At 74.5% G+C, this 16935-nt stretch carries 12 protein-coding genes; 8 read left to right on the forward strand and 4 right to left on the reverse strand.

Annotated features, from left to right (window positions below):
• Positions 1–60 precede the first annotated feature (60 nt).
• Positions 61–1083: a Gfo/Idh/MocA family oxidoreductase gene (locus ACH499_RS08255; RefSeq protein ID WP_356202096.1), complete on the reverse strand. Its 1023-nt coding sequence runs from the start codon at positions 1081–1083 to the stop codon at positions 61–63.
• Between the two features lie 128 nt (positions 1084–1211).
• On the opposite strand from ACH499_RS08255, the gene ACH499_RS08260 reads away from it, so the two are divergent.
• The 8 genes from ACH499_RS08260 (at position 1212) to ACH499_RS08295 (ending at position 12461) form a co-directional block, all read left to right on the forward strand.
• A complete protein-coding gene (locus tag ACH499_RS08260; protein WP_356202160.1) occupies positions 1212–1949 on the forward strand; it encodes a GntR family transcriptional regulator in 738 nt (245 codons plus the stop codon).
• A 172-nt stretch (positions 1950–2121) separates the two neighbouring features.
• Positions 2122–3126, forward strand: a complete 1005-nt coding sequence (locus ACH499_RS08265; RefSeq protein ID WP_399014342.1) for a sugar ABC transporter substrate-binding protein — start codon at positions 2122–2124, stop codon at positions 3124–3126.
• Positions 3123–4163, forward strand: a complete 1041-nt coding sequence (locus tag ACH499_RS08270) for an ABC transporter permease (protein ID WP_399014343.1) — start codon at positions 3123–3125, stop codon at positions 4161–4163. The genes ACH499_RS08265 and ACH499_RS08270 overlap by 4 nt, the downstream gene beginning before the upstream one ends.
• Positions 4160–4975: an ATP-binding cassette domain-containing protein gene (locus ACH499_RS08275; RefSeq protein ID WP_399014344.1), complete on the forward strand. Its 816-nt coding sequence runs from the start codon at positions 4160–4162 to the stop codon at positions 4973–4975. The genes ACH499_RS08270 and ACH499_RS08275 overlap by 4 nt, the downstream gene beginning before the upstream one ends.
• Positions 4976–5066: 91 nt before the next feature.
• A complete protein-coding gene (locus ACH499_RS08280) occupies positions 5067–6215 on the forward strand; it encodes an ROK family glucokinase (protein ID WP_356202088.1) in 1149 nt (382 codons plus the stop codon).
• Entirely contained in the window at positions 6212–6802 is a 591-nt protein-coding gene (locus ACH499_RS08285) for a sugar kinase (protein WP_399014346.1), read from the forward strand. Before ACH499_RS08280 ends, ACH499_RS08285 begins: the two co-directional genes overlap by 4 nt.
• Positions 6803–6942: 140 nt before the next feature.
• On the forward strand, positions 6943–9873 hold the full coding sequence (locus ACH499_RS08290; RefSeq protein ID WP_399014347.1) for an SNF2-related protein: 2931 nt from the start codon (positions 6943–6945) through the stop codon (positions 9871–9873).
• 785 nt (positions 9874–10658) lie between these two features.
• Positions 10659–12461 (forward strand): SWIM zinc finger family protein, encoded by a 1803-nt coding sequence (locus ACH499_RS08295; protein WP_399014348.1) that lies wholly within the window; start codon positions 10659–10661, stop codon positions 12459–12461.
• Positions 12462–12489: 28 nt separating this feature from the next.
• Here the strand turns inward: ACH499_RS08295 and ACH499_RS08300 are convergent, their stop codons facing one another.
• The 3 genes from ACH499_RS08300 to ACH499_RS08310 all read right to left on the reverse strand — a co-directional run bounded on the left by ACH499_RS08300 (position 12490) and on the right by ACH499_RS08310 (position 16696).
• Positions 12490–12981, reverse strand: a complete 492-nt coding sequence (locus tag ACH499_RS08300; protein ID WP_399014350.1) for a hypothetical protein — start codon at positions 12979–12981, stop codon at positions 12490–12492.
• Positions 12978–15467 (reverse strand): molybdopterin oxidoreductase family protein, encoded by a 2490-nt coding sequence (locus ACH499_RS08305; RefSeq protein WP_399014351.1) that lies wholly within the window; start codon positions 15465–15467, stop codon positions 12978–12980. Before ACH499_RS08305 ends, ACH499_RS08300 begins: the two co-directional genes overlap by 4 nt.
• 131 nt (positions 15468–15598) lie before the next feature.
• On the reverse strand, positions 15599–16696 hold the full coding sequence (locus ACH499_RS08310; RefSeq protein ID WP_399014730.1) for a glutamate--cysteine ligase: 1098 nt from the start codon (positions 16694–16696) through the stop codon (positions 15599–15601).
• Positions 16697–16935: the final 239 nt, after the last annotated feature.

Consider the following 16935-nt stretch of genomic DNA (forward strand, 5'->3'; position numbering starts at 1 on the left):
GCAACGGCCGCGGGGCGAGGCACCTCCCGCCACGCCCGCACCCGAGCCCGGCCGGACCCCTCAGCCCGTCACCGCCTCCGCGCCCCCCGGCACCTCCGCGAGCCGCACCGCCCGGCGCTCCCGCCGGGAGATCTCGCACGCCTCGGCGATCCGCAGCGCCTGCAGCGCCTCCCGCCCGTCGCACGGGTTGGCCCGCTCGCCCCGCACCACCTCGACGAACGTCACCAGCTCCGTTTCGTAGGCGGGACCGAAGCGCTCCACGAAGCCCGTCCAGGGCTTGTCCGCGGCCGGCGGCCCGGTCGGCTCGGTGGACGCGATGGGCGTACGGTCGTCCAGTCCGACGACGATCTGGTCCAGCTCCCCGGCCAGTTCCATCCGCACGTCGTACCCCGCGCCGTTCAGCCGCGTCGCGGTCACCGTGGCCAGGGTGCCGTCGTCCAGCGTCAGCAGCGCCGCGCCCGTGTCCACGTCCCCGGCCGCGCGGAACGCCGGCGGCCCGGCGTCGGACCCGGCGGCGTACACGTCGACGACCTCCCGGCCGGTCACCCAGCGCAGGACGTCGAAGTCGTGGATCAGCGTGTCCCGGTAGAGCCCGCCGGACTGCGCCAGGTACGCGGCGGGCGGCGGCGCCTCGTCGCTCGTCACCGCCCGCACCGTGTGCAGGCGGCCCAGCCGACCGGACCGCACCGCGTCCCGCGCGCCCCGGTAGCCCGCGTCGAACCGCCGCTGGAACCCCATCTGCAGAATCGTCCCCGCGGCCTCCACCTCGGCGATCGCGTGCACGGTGCCGGGCACGTCCAGCGCGATGGGCTTCTCGCAGAACACCGGCAGCCCCGAGCGCGCCGCGCGGCCGATCAGCTCGGCGTGGGCCGCCGTCGCCGTCGTGATCACCACGGCGTCCACGCCCCACCGGAAGACCTCGTCCACGCCCGGCGCCGTCGTCTCGCCCAGCCGGTGGGCCAGGGCCTGGGCCCGCGCCGGGTCGGCGTCCGTGAGGATCAGGGACCCGACGTCGCGGTGACGGCTGAGCGTGTGGGCGTGGACCGTGCCGATACGGCCCGTACCGATGATCCCGATGCGCATGGAAACAAAGTGGGCCCGGGCCCGGGCGCTGTCAATCCGTATGTCCGGACAATCGAACTACACAACTTCCCGTCAACACCGTGCGGAGCTACGCTCTGCCCGTGCCCAGACCAGAAGTGGACCCGACCGTGACGCTCGACCTCGGCGTGGACCGCGGCAGCCCGGTGCCGCTGTACTACCAGTTGGCGCAGCAGCTCGAGGCCGCGATCGAGAACGGGGCGCTGACGCCGGGGAGCCTGCTGGGCAACGAGATCGAGCTGGCCGGGCGGCTCGGGCTGTCCCGGCCCACCGTCCGCCAGGCCATCCAGTCGCTCGTGGACAAGGGCCTGCTGGTCCGCCGCCGGGGCGTGGGCACGCAGGTGGTCCACAGCCAGGTCAAGCGCCCGCTGGAGCTGAGCAGTCTCTACGACGACCTGGCGGCCGCGGGGCAGCGCCCGGCCACGAAGGTCCTGGTCAGCACCGTGGTCCCGGCGACGGCCGAGGTCGCCGCCGCGCTCGGCGTGGCCGAGGGTGACGACGTGCACCGCGTGGAGCGGCTGCGCCTCGCGCACGGGGAGCCCCTCGCGTACCTGTGCAACCACCTGCCGTGCGGGCTCCTCGACCTCGACACCGACCGCCTGGAGGCCACCGGCCTCTACCGGCTGATGCGCGCCGCCGGGATCACCCTGCACGGCGCCCGCCAGTCCATCGGCGCCCGCGCCGCCGGCGCCGCGGAGGCCGAGCGGCTCGGCGAGCCGGAGGGCGCCCCGCTGCTCACCATGCGGCGCACCACGTTCGACGACACGGGACGCGCGGTCGAGCTGGGCACCCACCTGTACCGGCCGGCCCGCTACTCCTTCGAGTTCCAGCTCCTCGTGCGCCCCTGACCCCCTACCCGCCGGGGCCCGATCACCGCGCGTGCCGGCCTTCATGTCCGGACAATATGACCGACGGCCGGTCCCCGGCGCCGGGTGACGGATGCCGGTGTCGGACAATGGGGCGTTTGGGATTTCCGGATCCCGGCGGCACAGCACGGCACAGCGAGAAGGGCACGGCCTCGTGGCACGGTTTCGGAGATGGGTGGGCATCGCGCTGGCAGGGGCACTGTCGGTGTCCCTGGCCGGCTGCAGCAGCACGGGCGGCAAGCGCGCCGAGGACGCCCGCAAGGCAGCGGCGGCCCAGGGCAGGGCGGCGGTGGACACCCCCCGCTGGACCTTCGCGATGATCACTCACTCGGGTGACGGCGACACCTTCTGGGACATCGTCCAGAGCGGCGCCGAACAGGCCGCGGTCAAGGACAACATCAACTTCCTCTACTCCCACGACGACGAGGCGCAGCAGCAGGCGCAGCTCGTGGACGCGGCCGTCGACAAGAAGGTCGACGGGATCATCGTCACGCTCGCCAAGCCCGACGCCATGAAGGCCGCCGTCGCCCGCGCCGAGAAGGCGGGCATCCCCGTGATCACGGTGAACTCCGGCTCCCAGGAGTCCAAGGAGTTCGGCGCCCTCACGCACATCGGGCAGGACGAGACGATCGCCGGCGAGGCCGTCGGCGAGGAACTGAACGCGCGGGGCCGCAAGCAGGCGATCTGCGTGCTGCACGAACAGGGCAACGTCGGCCACGAGCAGCGCTGCGACGGTGTGGAGAAGACCTTCGACGGCACGGTCCAGCGGCTCTACGTCAGCGGCACGAGCATGCCGGACGTGCAGTCCGCCATCGAGGCCAAGCTCCAGACCGACACGTCCGTGGACGCGGTCGTCACCCTCGGCGCCCCCTACGCGGACACGGCCGTGAAGGCCAAGCGGGGCACGGGCAGCAAGGCCGAGATCGACACGTTCGACCTCAACGCCAAGGTGGCCGCGGGACTGGAGGACGGCTCGCTCGGCTTCGCCGTGGACCAGCAGCCCTACCTCCAGGGCTACGAGGCGGTCGACCTGCTGTGGCTCTACAAATACAACGCCGACGTCCTCGGCGGCGGCCGTCCGGTGCTCACCGGTCCGCAGATCATCACCAAGGACGACGCCGCGGCGCTGGCCGACTACACCCGGCGGGGCACCCGATGAGCGCCACCCAGGTGAAGAGCACCGACGAAAGGCTTCTGCGGACCTCCGTGCCGCGCCGGCTCCTGGGCCGCCCGGAGCTGGGGTCCGTCGTCGGCGCGATCGCGGTCTTCCTCTTCTTCGCCCTCGCCGCGGACAGCTTCCTGCGGGCCTCCAGCCTCAGCACGGTCCTCTACGCCGCCTCCACCATCGGCATCATGGCCGTACCGGTGGCGCTGCTGATGATCGGCGGCGAGTTCGACCTCTCCGCGGGCGTCATGGTGACGTCGTCGGCCCTGGTGTCGTCGATGTTCAGCTACCAGATGACCGCGAACGTCTGGGTCGGCGTCGGCGTCTCCCTGCTGGTCACCCTGGCCATCGGCGCCTTCAACGGTTTCATGCTCACCCGCACCGGGCTGCCCAGCTTCATCATCACGCTGGGCACCTTCCTGATGCTGACCGGCATGAACCTGGGCTTCACCAAGCTGATCGACGGCACCGTCTCCACCAAGACGATCGCCGACATGGAGGGCTTCACCGCCGCCCGCGACGTCTTCGCCTCCACGATCACCGTCGGCGGCGTCGGCTTCAAGATCACCATCCTGTGGTGGCTCGCCCTGGTCGCCGTCGCGAGCTGGATCCTGCTGCGCACCCGCGCCGGCAACTGGATCTTCGCGGTCGGCGGCAACAAGGACGCGGCCCGCGCGGTCGGCGTCCCGGTCACCAGGACCAGGATCGGCCTCTACATGGGGGTGGCGTTCGGTGCCTGGATCTCCGGCCAGCACCTGCTCTTCTCGTACGACGTCGTCCAGTCCGGCGAGGGCGTCGGCAACGAGCTGATCTACATCATCGCGGCCGTGATCGGCGGCTGTCTGATCACCGGCGGCTACGGCAGTGCCATCGGTTCGGCGGTCGGCGCCCTGATCTTCGGCATGACCAGCAAGGGCATCGTGTTCGCCGAGTGGAATCCCGACTGGTTCAAGTTCTTCCTCGGAGCCATGCTGCTCCTCGCGACCCTGCTCAACGCCTGGGTCCGCAAGCGCGCGGAGGCAACCAAGTGACGCAGACCCGAAGCCGCACGGCGCTCGTCGAGCTGTCCGGCGTCAGCAAGCGCTACGGCAACGTCCGCGCCCTCGAAGGGGTGACCCTGACCGTCCACGCCGGTGAGATCACCTGCGTCCTGGGCGACAACGGCGCCGGCAAGTCCACCCTCATCAAAATCATCGCGGGTCTCCACCAGCACGACGGCGGCACGCTCGCCCTCGACGGAGAGGAGACCCGCCTCGCCTCCCCGCGCGAGGCCCTGGACCGCGGGATCGCCACCGTCTACCAGGACCTGGCCGTCGTGCCGCTGATGCCGGTCTGGCGGAACTTCTTCCTCGGCTCGGAGCCCCGCAAGGGCGCCGGCCCCTTCAAGCGCATGGACGTCGACTTCATGCGCCGCACCACCCACGCGGAGCTCCTGCGCATGGGCATCGACCTGCGCGACGTCGACCAGCCCATCGGCACCCTCTCCGGCGGCGAACGCCAGTGCGTGGCGATCGCCCGCGCGGTCTACTTCGGCGCCAGGGTCCTGGTGCTCGACGAGCCGACGGCGGCGCTGGGTGTCAAGCAGTCCGGCGTCGTCCTGAAGTACGTGGCGGCGGCACGGGACCAGGGGCTCGGTGTTGTGCTCATCACCCACAACCCGCACCACGCCTACCTGGTGGGCGACCGTTTCGTCCTCCTGAAGCGCGGCACGATGGTGGGCAGCCACGAGCGCGACGACATCACCCTGGACGAGCTGACCCGCCAGATGGCCGGGGGCAACGAGCTGGACGATCTGCGCCACGAGCTGCAGCGCACCCAGGGGCGCGGGGAACCGCGCGCGTAACCACGACGCACCCGCACCCGGCGACCGACCGTTCCGCCCGCCCCCCGTCGCATTCGGCACCCGGCACGGCCGTGCGGCACAATCGCACCCGATGAGCACCTACCGCGACTTCACCGCCCCCATCGGCTCCCGCCGCGCCCCGGTCCTGCGCACCGTGGGCACGAGGGAACGACGCTCGCACCTCACGGCACCGCGGGTGCCGACGGTCGGCATCGACATCGGCGGCACGAAGGTCATGGCGGGCGTCGTCGACGCCGACGGCAACATCCTGGAGAAGCTCCGCACGGAGACCCCGGACAAGTCCAAGAGCCCCAAGGTCGTCGAGGACACCATCGTCGAACTGGTCCTGGACCTGTCCGACCGGCACGACGTGCACGCCGTCGGCATCGGCGCGGCCGGCTGGGTCGACGCCGACCGCAACCGCGTCCTGTTCGCCCCCCACCTGTCCTGGCGCAACGAACCGCTGCGCGACCGCATCGCCGGCCGCCTCGCCGTTCCCGTCCTGGTCGACAACGACGCCAACACCGCGGCCTGGGCCGAGTGGCGCTTCGGTGCCGGACGCGGCGAGGACCACCTCGTCATGATCACCCTCGGCACCGGCATCGGCGGCGCCATCCTGGAGGACGGCCAGGTCAAGCGCGGCAAGTACGGGGTCGCGGGGGAGTTCGGGCACATGCAGGTCGTCCCCGGCGGCCATCGCTGCCCGTGCGGCAACCGCGGCTGCTGGGAGCAGTACAGCTCCGGGAACGCCCTGGTCAGGGAGGCCCGCGAGCTGGCCGCCGCGGACTCGCCGGTCGCGTACGGGATCATCGAGCACGTCAAGGGCAGCATCGGCGACATCACCGGCCCGATGATCACCGAGCTGGCCCGCGAGGGCGACGCCATGTGCATCGAGCTGCTCCAGGACATCGGCCAGTGGCTCGGCGTGGGCATCGCCAACCTCGCCGCCGCCCTCGACCCGTCCTGCTTCGTGATCGGCGGCGGCGTCAGCGCGGCCGACGACCTGCTCATCGGCCCCGCGCGCGACGCCTTCAAACGCCAGCTCACCGGCCGCGGCTACCGCCCCGAGGCCCGCATCGTCCGCGCCCAGCTCGGCCCCGAGGCCGGCATGGTGGGCGCCGCCGACCTCGCCCGGCTCGTCGCCCGCCGGTTCCGCCGCGCCAAACGCCGCCGGGTGGAGCGCTACGAGCGCTACGAACGGTACGCCGAGGCCCGCCGCTCGACCCGGGAGTCGCTGTGACGGAGCCCCTGACCCGGCGTGCAAGGACCCCGCAGGAACCCCCGCTCGACCCGGGGCCCCCGGCGGAGGACCGCCGGCACATGATCCGCCGCCGGACGCTGACCCTGCTCATCATCGTCCTGCTCATCGGCGTCCCGGCCGGCTACCTGGTGATCTCCGCCAACCAGAGCCGCGACAGCGGCAAGGTCAAGGAGGCCAAGTACTCGGCGACCGGCCTCACCGAGGGCTGGCCCTCCAAGCTCCAGCGCCGCCTCTACGAGGTGCCCGTCCCGATGCCCTCCAAAGAGGTCGCCTACTACGAGACGAACAACTGGAAGACCAGCCGCCTCTACGTCCAGTTCGAGACCACGAGCGCCGGTCTGGACGCCTTCCTCGCCGGCATCGGCGCCACCAGGAACGACCTGGAGCGCGACGAGACCATCAGCGACCGCGACCAGCACATCACCGGCTGGAACTTCGACGGGCCCGGACCGTTCTGGGGCCTCGTCCGCAAGCAGGCGGCCCCGGCCCCCACCCGGGACGTCCTCGTCGACCTGGCCGAGCCGGACCGCCCGATGGTCTACGTCGTCTCGCGCACGGTCCCCTGACCCGTCCCGCCCGCGGCCCCCGCGCAGGCCGCCGGAGCCGATTGTCAGACCCCGCCCGTAGAGTCGAAGACATCCGGCCGGGACGACATCCGGTCCGGGACGGCACGGGATCCGCGGACGGGCGGGAGGTGACAGGACGTATGGGCGACACGACCGGGGCGCTCGCCACGGCCGAGCGCACGCGTGAGCGGGCGGAACAGGCGCCGCCCGTCCCCTCCGTCCCCGTCCGGCTCGCCGCCGTCTTCCTGCCCGCACCCCTCCCACGCCACGGACGGATCGCCTTCTGGGACCCGGAGGGCGGCCCCGTGACGGGTCCGGCGGGCACGGACGGCACCCCGGCGACGGGGGACCCCCGCCCCGAGGACACGGAGGACGGGCCCGCGCGCACCGAGCTGACCGTCGTACGCCGGCACGGCGCCGGGGTGCGGCGCAGGACCACGCCCGCGCTGACACTGCCGCTCACCGAGGCCCTGCCCCTGCTGGTCCGCGCCCGGCACGACCCGGCCGCCCACCCCGCCACCGCCTGCTGGGGCGCCGCCGCCCTGCACGCCCTGCGGCTCACCGCGCGCGGACGCCTGCTGCCCGGCCTCACGCCGACCGGGCACGACGCCTGGCGGGCCGGCCCGCTGGACCCCGACGACATCGCGCACCTGCGCGCGGTGGCCGCCGCGCTGCCCCCCGAAGGTCACGCCGTCCCGCTGGACGGCCCCGGTCCGCTCAGGCTTCCGGCGCCACAGGCGCTGATGCGCGCCTTTCTGGACGCGGTCGCCGACACCCTGCCCCGCACCCCGGCCGCGCCCCACGCCTCGGGCCGCCCCTTCGCCGCCCGCACGGCACAGCGCCTGCCCGACGCCCACGACTGGGCCGCGGAGGTCGCCGCGGGCATGGACGCGGGCGTGCGCATCTCGCTCCGCCTCGACCTGTCGGCGTACGACCTGTTCGACGGCGACGAGAACGGCGGCGCGCGCCGCGCCGGGGCCGCCGTCGTCCAGGTGCACAGCCTCGCCGACCCCACCCTCGTCACCGACGCGGCGGACCTGTGGTCCGGAGCGGCCGACGCCGCGTTCGGCCCCCGCGCGCGCGTGGACGCCGCCCTCGCGGTGCGGCGGGCGGCGCGCGTGTGGCCGCCGCTCGACCGGCTCACCGACCAGGACGTGCCCGACGTCCTCGGCCTGTCCGAGGCCGAGGTCACCGACCTGCTGGGCGTGGCCGCCGGCCGGCTCGCCGCCGCCGGGGTCGCCGTGCACTGGCCCCGCGACCTCGCCCAGGACCTCACCGCGACCGCCGTGGTGCGGCCCGCGCCCGGTTCCGCGACGGACGGCACCGGCTTCTTCGAGAGCGAGGAACTGCTTCAGTTCCGCTGGCAGCTCGCGATCGGCGGCGACCCGCTCACCGAGGCCGAGATGGACACGCTCGCCGAGGCCCACCGCCCGGTCGTCCGGCTGCGCGACCGGTGGGTCCTGGTCGACCCGGCCGTCGTCCGCCGGGCCCGCAAGCGCGACCTGGGCCTGCTCGACCCCGTCGATGCCCTCGCCGTGGCCCTCAGCGGCACCGCCGAGGCCGACGGCGAGACGGTCGAGGTGGTGCCGGCCGGTGCCCTCGCCGCCCTGCGCGACCGGCTGACGGCGGGCGTCCGCCCCGCCGAACCCCCACCCGGCCTGCACGCCACCCTCCGCGACTACCAGCTCCGCGGCCTCGCCTGGCTGGACCTCATGACCTCGCTCGGCCTCGGCGGCTGCCTCGCCGACGACATGGGCCTCGGCAAGACGGTCACCGTCATCGCCCTCCACCTCAAGAGGGCCCGCACCGAACCGACCCTGGTCGTCTGCCCGGCCTCGCTGCTGGGCAACTGGCAGCGGGAGATCACCCGGTTCGCGCCCGGCGTCCCCGTCCGCCGCTTCCACGGGGCCGACCGCACCCTGGACGGCCTCACCGGCGGCTTCGTCCTCACCACGTACGGCACGATGCGGTCCGCGGCGGCGACCCTGGCCGAGCAGCGCTGGGGCATGGTCGTCGCGGACGAGGCGCAGCACGTCAAGAACCCGTACTCGGCGACCGCGAAGGCGCTGCGCACGATCCCGTCCCCGGCACGCGTGGCGCTCACCGGCACGCCGGTCGAGAACAACCTCTCCGAACTGTGGGCCCTGCTCGACTGGACGACCCCCGGACTCCTCGGCCCGCTGAAGTCCTTCCGCGCCCGGCACGCGCGGGCCGCCGAGAACGGCGAGGACGAGGAGGCGGTGCGGCGCCTGGCCCGCCTGGTCCGCCCGTTCCTGCTGCGGCGCAGGAAGTCCGACCCCGGCATCGTCCCGGAACTGCCGCCGAAGACCGAGACGGACCACCCGGTGCCGCTCACCCGCGAGCAGGCCGCGCTGTACGAGGCGGTGGTGCGCGAGTCGATGCTCGCCATCGAGGCCGCGGGCGGCATTGCCCGGCGCGGGCTCGTGCTCAAGCTCCTGACCTCGCTGAAGCAGATCTGCGACCACCCGGCGCTGTTCCTGAAGGAGGAGCCCCCGCCGGGCGCCGCCGACCGGCTGACCGCCCGCTCCGGCAAGCTCGCCCTGCTGGACGAACTGCTGGACACGGTGCTCGCGGAGGACGGCTCGGTGCTCGTCTTCACCCAGTACGTCGGCATGGCCCGTCTCATCACCTCCCACCTGGCCGGCCGCGCGGTCCCGGTCGACCTCCTGCACGGCGGTACGCCGGTGCCGGAGCGCGAGCGCATGGTGGACCGCTTCCAGAGCGGCGCGACTCCCGTCCTCGTCCTGTCCCTGAAGGCCGCCGGCACCGGCCTGAACCTGACCCGCGCGGGGCACGTCGTGCACGTCGACCGCTGGTGGAACCCGGCCGTCGAGGAGCAGGCCACCGACCGCGCCTACCGCATCGGCCAGACCCAGCCGGTCCAGGTCCACCGCCTCATCACCGAGGGCACGGTCGAGGACCGCATCGCCGAGATGCTGGAGTCCAAGCGGGCCCTGGCCGACGCGGTCCTCGGCGGCGGCGAGTCGGCCCTGACCGAACTGACGGACCGTGAACTGTCCGACCTGGTGTCCCTGCGGAGGCCGTCATGACCCCCCGCCCGGCCGACGAGGCCCGCCGGGCCCTGCGCGCGGCACGGGAACGGGCGGAGGCGGCACCGGACCCGGCGGCCGGTGCCGACGCCCGTTCCGGCGCGGACACGGCGGAGTGCGAGCCGGTGCCGGAGCAGGACCCCGGCGGTCGGCCCGGGCGGGAACCGGGCCGGGAGGAGCACACCGGGCCGCGTCCGGGGGACATCGCCCGGGCGGCACTGCGCAGCGCGCGGACCGTACGGCACACGGGCCCGGACGCGGCCGTACCGCACACAGGACCGGACCCGGAGGACACGTCCGGCACCGGGAGCGGAGACGGTCCGGGCGAGAGCGGTCCGGCCGGGAGCGAACCGGCCGAGAGGGGCCCGGCGCACAGAGGTCCGGCCGAGTGGGGGCCGGCCGGAGCGGCCCAGTCCCCTGCGGCCCAGTCCCTTGCTGCCCGACCCTCTTCAGGCCGGCCCGCTTCGGCCCGGCCCTCCGCGGACCGCTCTTCGGACCCGGCGTCTTCGGATCCGGCGCCTGCGGACCGGCTCTCTTCGGACCCGGCGTCGTCCGCGGGGCCGCCCTCTGCCGAGCCGTCCTCCGCGGCCCGGCCCCCAGGGGCGACGCGGCCCGCCGTACCGGCCGTATCCGACGGGGTGACGCCGATCGCCGTACCGGCCGATTCCCACGCGGTGACGCCGACCGCCGCACCGCCCGTTTCGGACGGGGCGACGCCGACCGCCGCGTCGGCTGGTCCCGACGCGGTGACGCGAGCCGCCGCACCCGTTTCCGACGGGGCGACGGTGCGTATCCCCGAGGCCGCCTCCGGCGCTCCGGCGGAGCGGGCGCCCGGACCGGCGGAGGCGCCGGCCGTCTCCGCGGCCCGGGGCGAGAGCCGCCCGGCGGACGCGGCGCGGGAGGCGTTGCGGGCGGCCCGCCGGCAGGCGAAGGCGGCCCCCGCGGCGACCGTACGGCGGCTGCCCCGCCCGGCCCGCCGACCGCACGGCACGGGAGGTTCGCCCACCGCCGACGCGCGGGCCCGCGCCGTACGGGAGTTCGTCGCGGGAGCGTTCCGGCTGCCCCCGGAGACGGACCCCGCCGAGGAGACCTCGCCCGTCCCGGAGGTGGTCGACGACCGCGCCTCCGCGCGAAGCCCCGAGAGCCCCGGTACCCCGGTCGAGCCGGAGCCGCGGCCCGTCCCGGGGCCCGCCCTCACGTCGTCCCACGAGCCGCCGCCCCCCGACCGTCCGACGACGGCGCACCCGGAGCACCGGGCCCCCGCGTCCCCGCACCGGCGGGGCGCGGACCACCCGGAGCAGGCGCCCCCTCGCGCCCCCCGCTCCATGGCCGCCCCCGGACGGGACGGCGATCTCCGGCGCACGTTCCCCGCCCTCCCGCCCCGGACCTCACCGGAGGGCGGGCTCGCCGGGACCTGGTGGGGGAACGCGTGGGTGACCGCGCTGGAGGAAGGCGCGCTGGACCCCAAGCGCCTGGCCAGGGGCCGCGGGTACGCCGAGCAGGGCCACGTCGACGCCATCACCGTGACCCCCGGACTCGTCCTCGCCTACGTGCAGGGCAGCCGCCCGCGGCCGTACCGCGTCCAGGTGCGGCTGCGCACGCTCGGCGACGCCGACTGGGACCGGTTCCTGGACGCCGCCGCCGAGCGGCCGGGACACATCGCCGCCCTGCTCGACAAGGAGCTGCCCCACTCCCTCGCCGACTGCGGCGTCCCCCTGCTCCCCGGCCCCGGCGACCTCGCACCGCAGTGCAGTTGCCCCGACTCGGGCCACCCCTGCAAGCACGCCGCCGCCCTCTGCTACCAGACGGCCCGTCTCCTGGACGCCGACCCGTTCGTCCTGCTGCTGCTGCGCGGCCGGGGCGAACGCGAGCTGCTGGACGCGCTGTCCCGGCTCAGCGCCGCCCGCGCGGCCCGCGCCGCCCAGGACAAGGACCCGGCGCCCCTTCCCGGCGTCCGGGCCACCGAGGCCCTGGCCGCGCGGTCACTGCCGCCCCTGCCGCCGCCGCTGCCCGCGCCCCCGCACCCCGAGCAGCCCCCGGCCTACCCGGCGGCACCCGGCGGCCCGGACCCGCTCGCCCTGGACCAGTTGGCCACCGACGCCGCCGCCCGCGCCCACGCGCTGCTCACCACGGGCCGCGACCCGGCCGGCGGGCTCACCCTGTGGCAGGACGCGGTCCGCCTCGCCGCCGCCCGCCCCGGCTCCGGCCTCACCGCGGGCAGCCGCGCGCTGTACTCCTCCCTGGCCCGTGCCGCCGGCCGCGGCACACCCGACCTGGCCCGCGCCGTGGCCGCCTGGCGTCAGGGCGGCCCCGAGGGCCTCGCCGTCCTGGAGGAGCCCTGGGACCCGCCGGCCGGCCGTTTCGACCGTGCCCGCCCCGCGCTGCTCGCCGCCGACCTCCCCGCCTTCCGCCCCTGCCGCAACCGCCTCACCCACCCCGTCGGCCACCTGCAACTCCGCCTCGGCCGCACCGGCCTGTGGTACGCCTACGAGTCCGAGCCGGGCCACGACGACTGGTGGCCCCGCGGCACCCCGGACCTCGACCCGGTGGGCGCCCTGACGGGCCTGGCCGGCACCGACGGTCTCTGACCCGGCCGGCCTCCCGCGACCGCGTCGCTCACAGGCTGCTGAGGATCTGCGGCGAAAGGACCTTGATCATGGTGTTGGTCCAGCGCATCTGCCGCAGCGTCCGCGGATGGCACCGGGAGACCAGGTCGAGGAGCGCCTCGTTCTTCGTGGCCTGGGCGACCTGGGCCAGCATCTCCCAGTGCAGGGAGTTCTCCGTGGCGTCGAGGTGCAGCTCGCGCAGGTCGCGCAGGAGGAGCAGGCCGGGCTCGGGACGCCGGCCGACCGCTTCGGCCGCGGTGCGCCGCAGCCCGGACAGCAGGCCGGAGAGCGTCGTCCCGGAGGAGTCGTCGAGGTCGAGACCGTGGTCGTGACCCGCCCGGGCCAGCTCCCGGACGTGCTCCCGGGACCAGTGGGCGAGGTCGGTCGCGACATGGTGCACCTCGTGGTCGGTGCGATGGCGGTCGGCCACGGCGAGGAGTTCCCCGGCCAGGTGCTTCTCGCCGTGGTGCAGGGCGCGCAGGGTCACCGTGACGCCGTTCACCGGGCGTCCTCCGCGCGGTCGTCCCACGCCGGGTCCGCGGCATGGGTGACGGCGGCGGCCGGCCCGCCGGTGGTGGGCGGCACCGAGTCGGGACGCGAGGGCGCGGAGGCCGCCGTGGTCGGGGCGGGAGCCGCTTTCCCGTCGCCCCGTTCGACGAGGCGGAGCGCGGCCGCCGCCGTCTTGAACAGCGGCTGCTTGGAGACCGGGTCCCAGTCCGTGACGGTGGTCTCGTTCGCGGCGCGACCCGGCGTGTCCCCGTCCGGGGCGTGCCCCGCCTCCGTGTCCCAGTAGCCGTAGTGGAAGGGGACGAACAACAGCCCCTCACGGATGCCGGTCACCCGCAGCCGCCCCCGGAGACGGCCGCGTGGCGTTTCGACCTCGACGAGGTCTCCCTCCGCCGCTCCGAGCGCGGCCGCGTCGGCGGCGGACGCCTCCACCCACACGTCGGGAGCGGCCGCGTTCAACTGGGGGGCGCGGGCCGTCTTCGTACGCGTGTGGAAGTGGTAGACGGTCCGTCCGGTGGTGAGCTGGAACGGGTGCTCCTCGTCGGGCATCTCGTGCGGCGGCAGGTACTCGGCGGCCTTGATCACGGCCTTGCCGTCCGGGTTGAGGGAGCGGTACTCGACGGCCTCGCTCTCCGCGCCGGTCACCAGGTCCTTGCCGTAGCTCTCGCAGACGTCGGGGTGGGCCCAGTCGATCCCGTCGGTGTACAGACGGCTCGTGCCGTCCGGGGCCTCGTCGTCGCACGGCCACTGGATGCCGCTCGTGCCGCGCAACCGGTCGTAGGTGAGGCCGGTGTAGTCGCACGGCCGCCCGGCGCTGCACCGTTTCCACGCCTCGAACGCGGACTCGGGGTCGTGCCAGGTGATCAGCGGCCCGCCGTCCTTGTCCCGGAAATCCATGCGGGCGGCGTAGTCGAGGAAGACGTCGAGGTCCGGCCTCGCCTCGCCGGGGGGTTCGACGGCCTTCTCGGACAGGTGGACGGTGCGGTCGGCGTTGGTCAGCGTGCCCGTCTTCTCGCCCCAGGCCGCCGCGGGCAGGACGACGTCGGCCAGGTGAGCGGTCTCGGTGAGGAACAGGTCCTGCACCACGACGAAGAGACGGTCCTGCGCCAGGACCGAGCGGATGCGGGACAGCTCGGGAAGCGAGACGGCCGGGTTGGTGCCGCTGATCCACAGCATGCGGATCGAGCCCTGCTCGGCGTAGCGGAACATCTGCATCGCCGGGGTGGGCGGCGCGTAGTGGGGGATGGTCCGCGGCTCGACGTTCCACACCCGCGCCAGGTCGGCGACGTGGCTCTCGTTCTGCCAGTTGCGGAAGCCCGGCAGATCGCCGTCGGCACCGCACTCGCGGGTGTTCTGCGCGGTGGGCTGCCCGTTCATCTGGAGGACCCCCGCGCCGGGCCGGCCGAGCATGCCGCGGACCAGGTGCAGGTTGTTGACCTGCACGGCGGCGGCCGTCGCCTGGTGGGACTGGTAGACGCCCTGGAGCACGGTGGACAGGAGCCGGTCGGCCGAGCCGAGCAGCTCGGCGGCCTCGCGGATCCGCGCGGCCGGCACGTCACAGATCCCGGCCGCCCACTCGGGCGTGCACCGTTCCACCCGGGACACCAGTTCCTCGAAGCCGACCGTGTGCGCCGCGACGAAGTCGTGGTCCACCCGGTCCGTGCGGACGATCTCGTGGAGGAGGGCGTTGAGCAGGGCCACGTTGGTGCCGAGACGCGGAGCCAGATGCACGGCGGCGTGTCGGGCGACCGGCGTGGGGCGCGGATCGACACACAGCAGGCGGGGCGGGTCGCCGCCGGCCAGCCGGTCGAGGACGCGCATCCACTGCACGGGCTGCGTCTCGGCGAGGTTGTGCCCGAAGAGCGCGATCACGTCGGCGTGGTCGAAGTCGTCGAAGCAGCCGGGCTGCCCGTCGCAGCCGAAGGACTCCTTGAGCGCCTCCGCCGCCGTCGAGGTGCACAGACGGGTGTTGCCGTCGAGATGGTCGGTGCCGATGCCGGCCCGGGCCAGGACCGCGAGGGTGTAGTACTCCTCCAGGAAGAGCTGCCCGGAGGTGTAGAAGCCGACCGAGCCCGGGCCGCGCTCGTCCAGCAGATCCCGCGACCGGGCGACGACACGTTCCATGGCGGTGTCCCAGTCGCACTCCACGAGACGGCCGTCCCGGCGGATCAGCGGCCTGGTCAGCCGGTCCGACGAGGCGTTCGCCTGCCAGCCGAACAGGTCCTTCGGCCCGAGCCGGCCCCGGTTGACCCGGTCCCGCGCCCGTCCGCGCACACCGACCATGCGGCCGTCCCTCACGGCGATGTCCATGGCGTCACCGTCCGAGTGGAGGACGGACGCGGCCTGCACCCACCGCTGCACCGCGTCCGGCTCGACCCCGTCCTCGAGGTACGTGTCCACCCGCGCCGGCCACGACTCGTGGCGGGCGTAGGGAGTGCGCGTGCCCCACGGCCGAGCGATCCGGTCCACCGAAGCATCCACTGCTGCCTCCCGTTCCCGTCGGCGGCACGTGTGCCGCGCCGCCCGGCCCGGGTACCCGGCCCCGGGCGCCGCATGACGGCCGGGACGGCTTCGGGGACTGCTCCTTCGTCGCCCGCGAGCTGTCCCCCCGTTCAGGGAGTGCTCTCCGCCACGATCAGGTCGACGACCGCTCGCGGGCCCGCCGCGGCGAGGACGGCGCGCTGCCGGTCCGCGCAGGTGCCCTGCCGCAGGAGCCGATGGACCAGGGAAGTGACCTCCCGGGTGTCGCCGGACGCCTCCAGTGCCGCGCCGATGTGCCCCAGCAGCCCGCACAGCATGTCGCCGGCGCGGCACACGGTGGCGCGGGCCGGGTCGACCAGGGTCGAGCTCAGGCCGTGGCGCGCCGCGTGCCACATGGCGGCCTGGAGGAACTCCGGCGCGCAGTCCGGCGGGGGGGTGCCCGCGTCGGCCTCGGCCAGGGCCGTCTCCACCAGCCCCCGGACGACCCCGGCCAGCATGACCGCGTCGTCGGCGCACAGTTGTACGTCGGGGCACCGCACCTCCACGGTGGGGTAACGCTCCGACAGCCGGGCCTGCCAGTAGAGCTGCCCGGTGTCCGAGATCAGACCGCAGTCGAGCAGGCGCCGTACGCGCATCTCGTAGTCCTCGACGTCCCGGAAGAGCGGAGGCAGGCCGGCGACGGGCCAGCGGCTGAAGATCACGGTGCGCCAGCTCGCGAAGCCGGTGTCGCGACCGTCCCACAGGGGGGAGTTCGCCGACATGGCCGTCAGTGTGGGCAGCCACGGCCGCAGCCGGTTGAGCACCCGCACGCCCGCCTCGCGGCTCGGCACGGACACATGGACGTGCATGCCCATCACCAGTTGTTCCTCGACGAGCCGGGGGGCCTGCGCGAGCATGGCCCGGTAGCGGGCGTGGTCCGTGACGGCGACGGCACGCCGGGCGTCGCGCAGCGGCGGTGTCGCCACGGCCGCGAGACGGCAACCGTGTGCCTCGGCTCCGGCCGCCACGGCATGCCGCAGACGGAGCAGATGACCCCCGACCTCCTCCAGGCCGGCGCACACGGGCGTGGCGACCTCGACCTGTGCCTGCAGCAGCTCGCTCTGCACCTCGTGCCCGCCCGTGAGACGGGCCAGGTCGGCGGCCATGCGCACCTTGTCCGCGTGCGGCACCGGGACGCCGGTGACGGGGTCGAGCAGGAGGTATTCCTCTTCCACACCGATCGTCGCCATCGCGCGCCCTTCGCTCGGCTCGCCGCCGTGGTGCGGCACGACCGAAAGGTCCGGCCGGCACCCAGGCGGAGCATGGCCACAGCGGCACAGAGCCCTGCCCGCCGACGCCCGAGTGCCACCGCCGCCGCTCGCGCAAACGAGCGCCTGCCGGGGGCGCGGCCCGTCTCGCCCTGTGCGGTCGGGGCGCGACCGCCGGTGAGCGAGGCCTCGGCACCACGTCCGCCGCCGGCCGCACCGTC

Source organism: Streptomyces sp. NPDC018947 (assembly GCF_044390505.1).
Classification (GTDB): Bacteria; Actinomycetota; Actinomycetes; order Streptomycetales; family Streptomycetaceae; genus Streptomyces.

Bases quoted from the DNA above. Each gene is read 5' to 3' on its own strand.
- ACH499_RS08280 (WP_356202088.1), top strand. From the start codon at position 5,067: ATGAGCACCTACCGCGACTTCACCGCCCCCATCGGCTCCCGCCGCGCC.
- ACH499_RS08255 (WP_356202096.1), bottom strand. From the start codon at position 1,083: ATGCGCATCGGGATCATCGGTACGGGCCGTATCGGCACGGTCCACGCC.
- ACH499_RS08270 (WP_399014343.1), top strand. From the start codon at position 3,123: ATGAGCGCCACCCAGGTGAAGAGCACCGACGAAAGGCTTCTGCGGACC.
- ACH499_RS08310 (WP_399014730.1), bottom strand. From the start codon at position 16,696: ATGGCGACGATCGGTGTGGAAGAGGAATACCTCCTGCTCGACCCCGTC.
- ACH499_RS08290 (WP_399014347.1), top strand. From the start codon at position 6,943: ATGGGCGACACGACCGGGGCGCTCGCCACGGCCGAGCGCACGCGTGAG.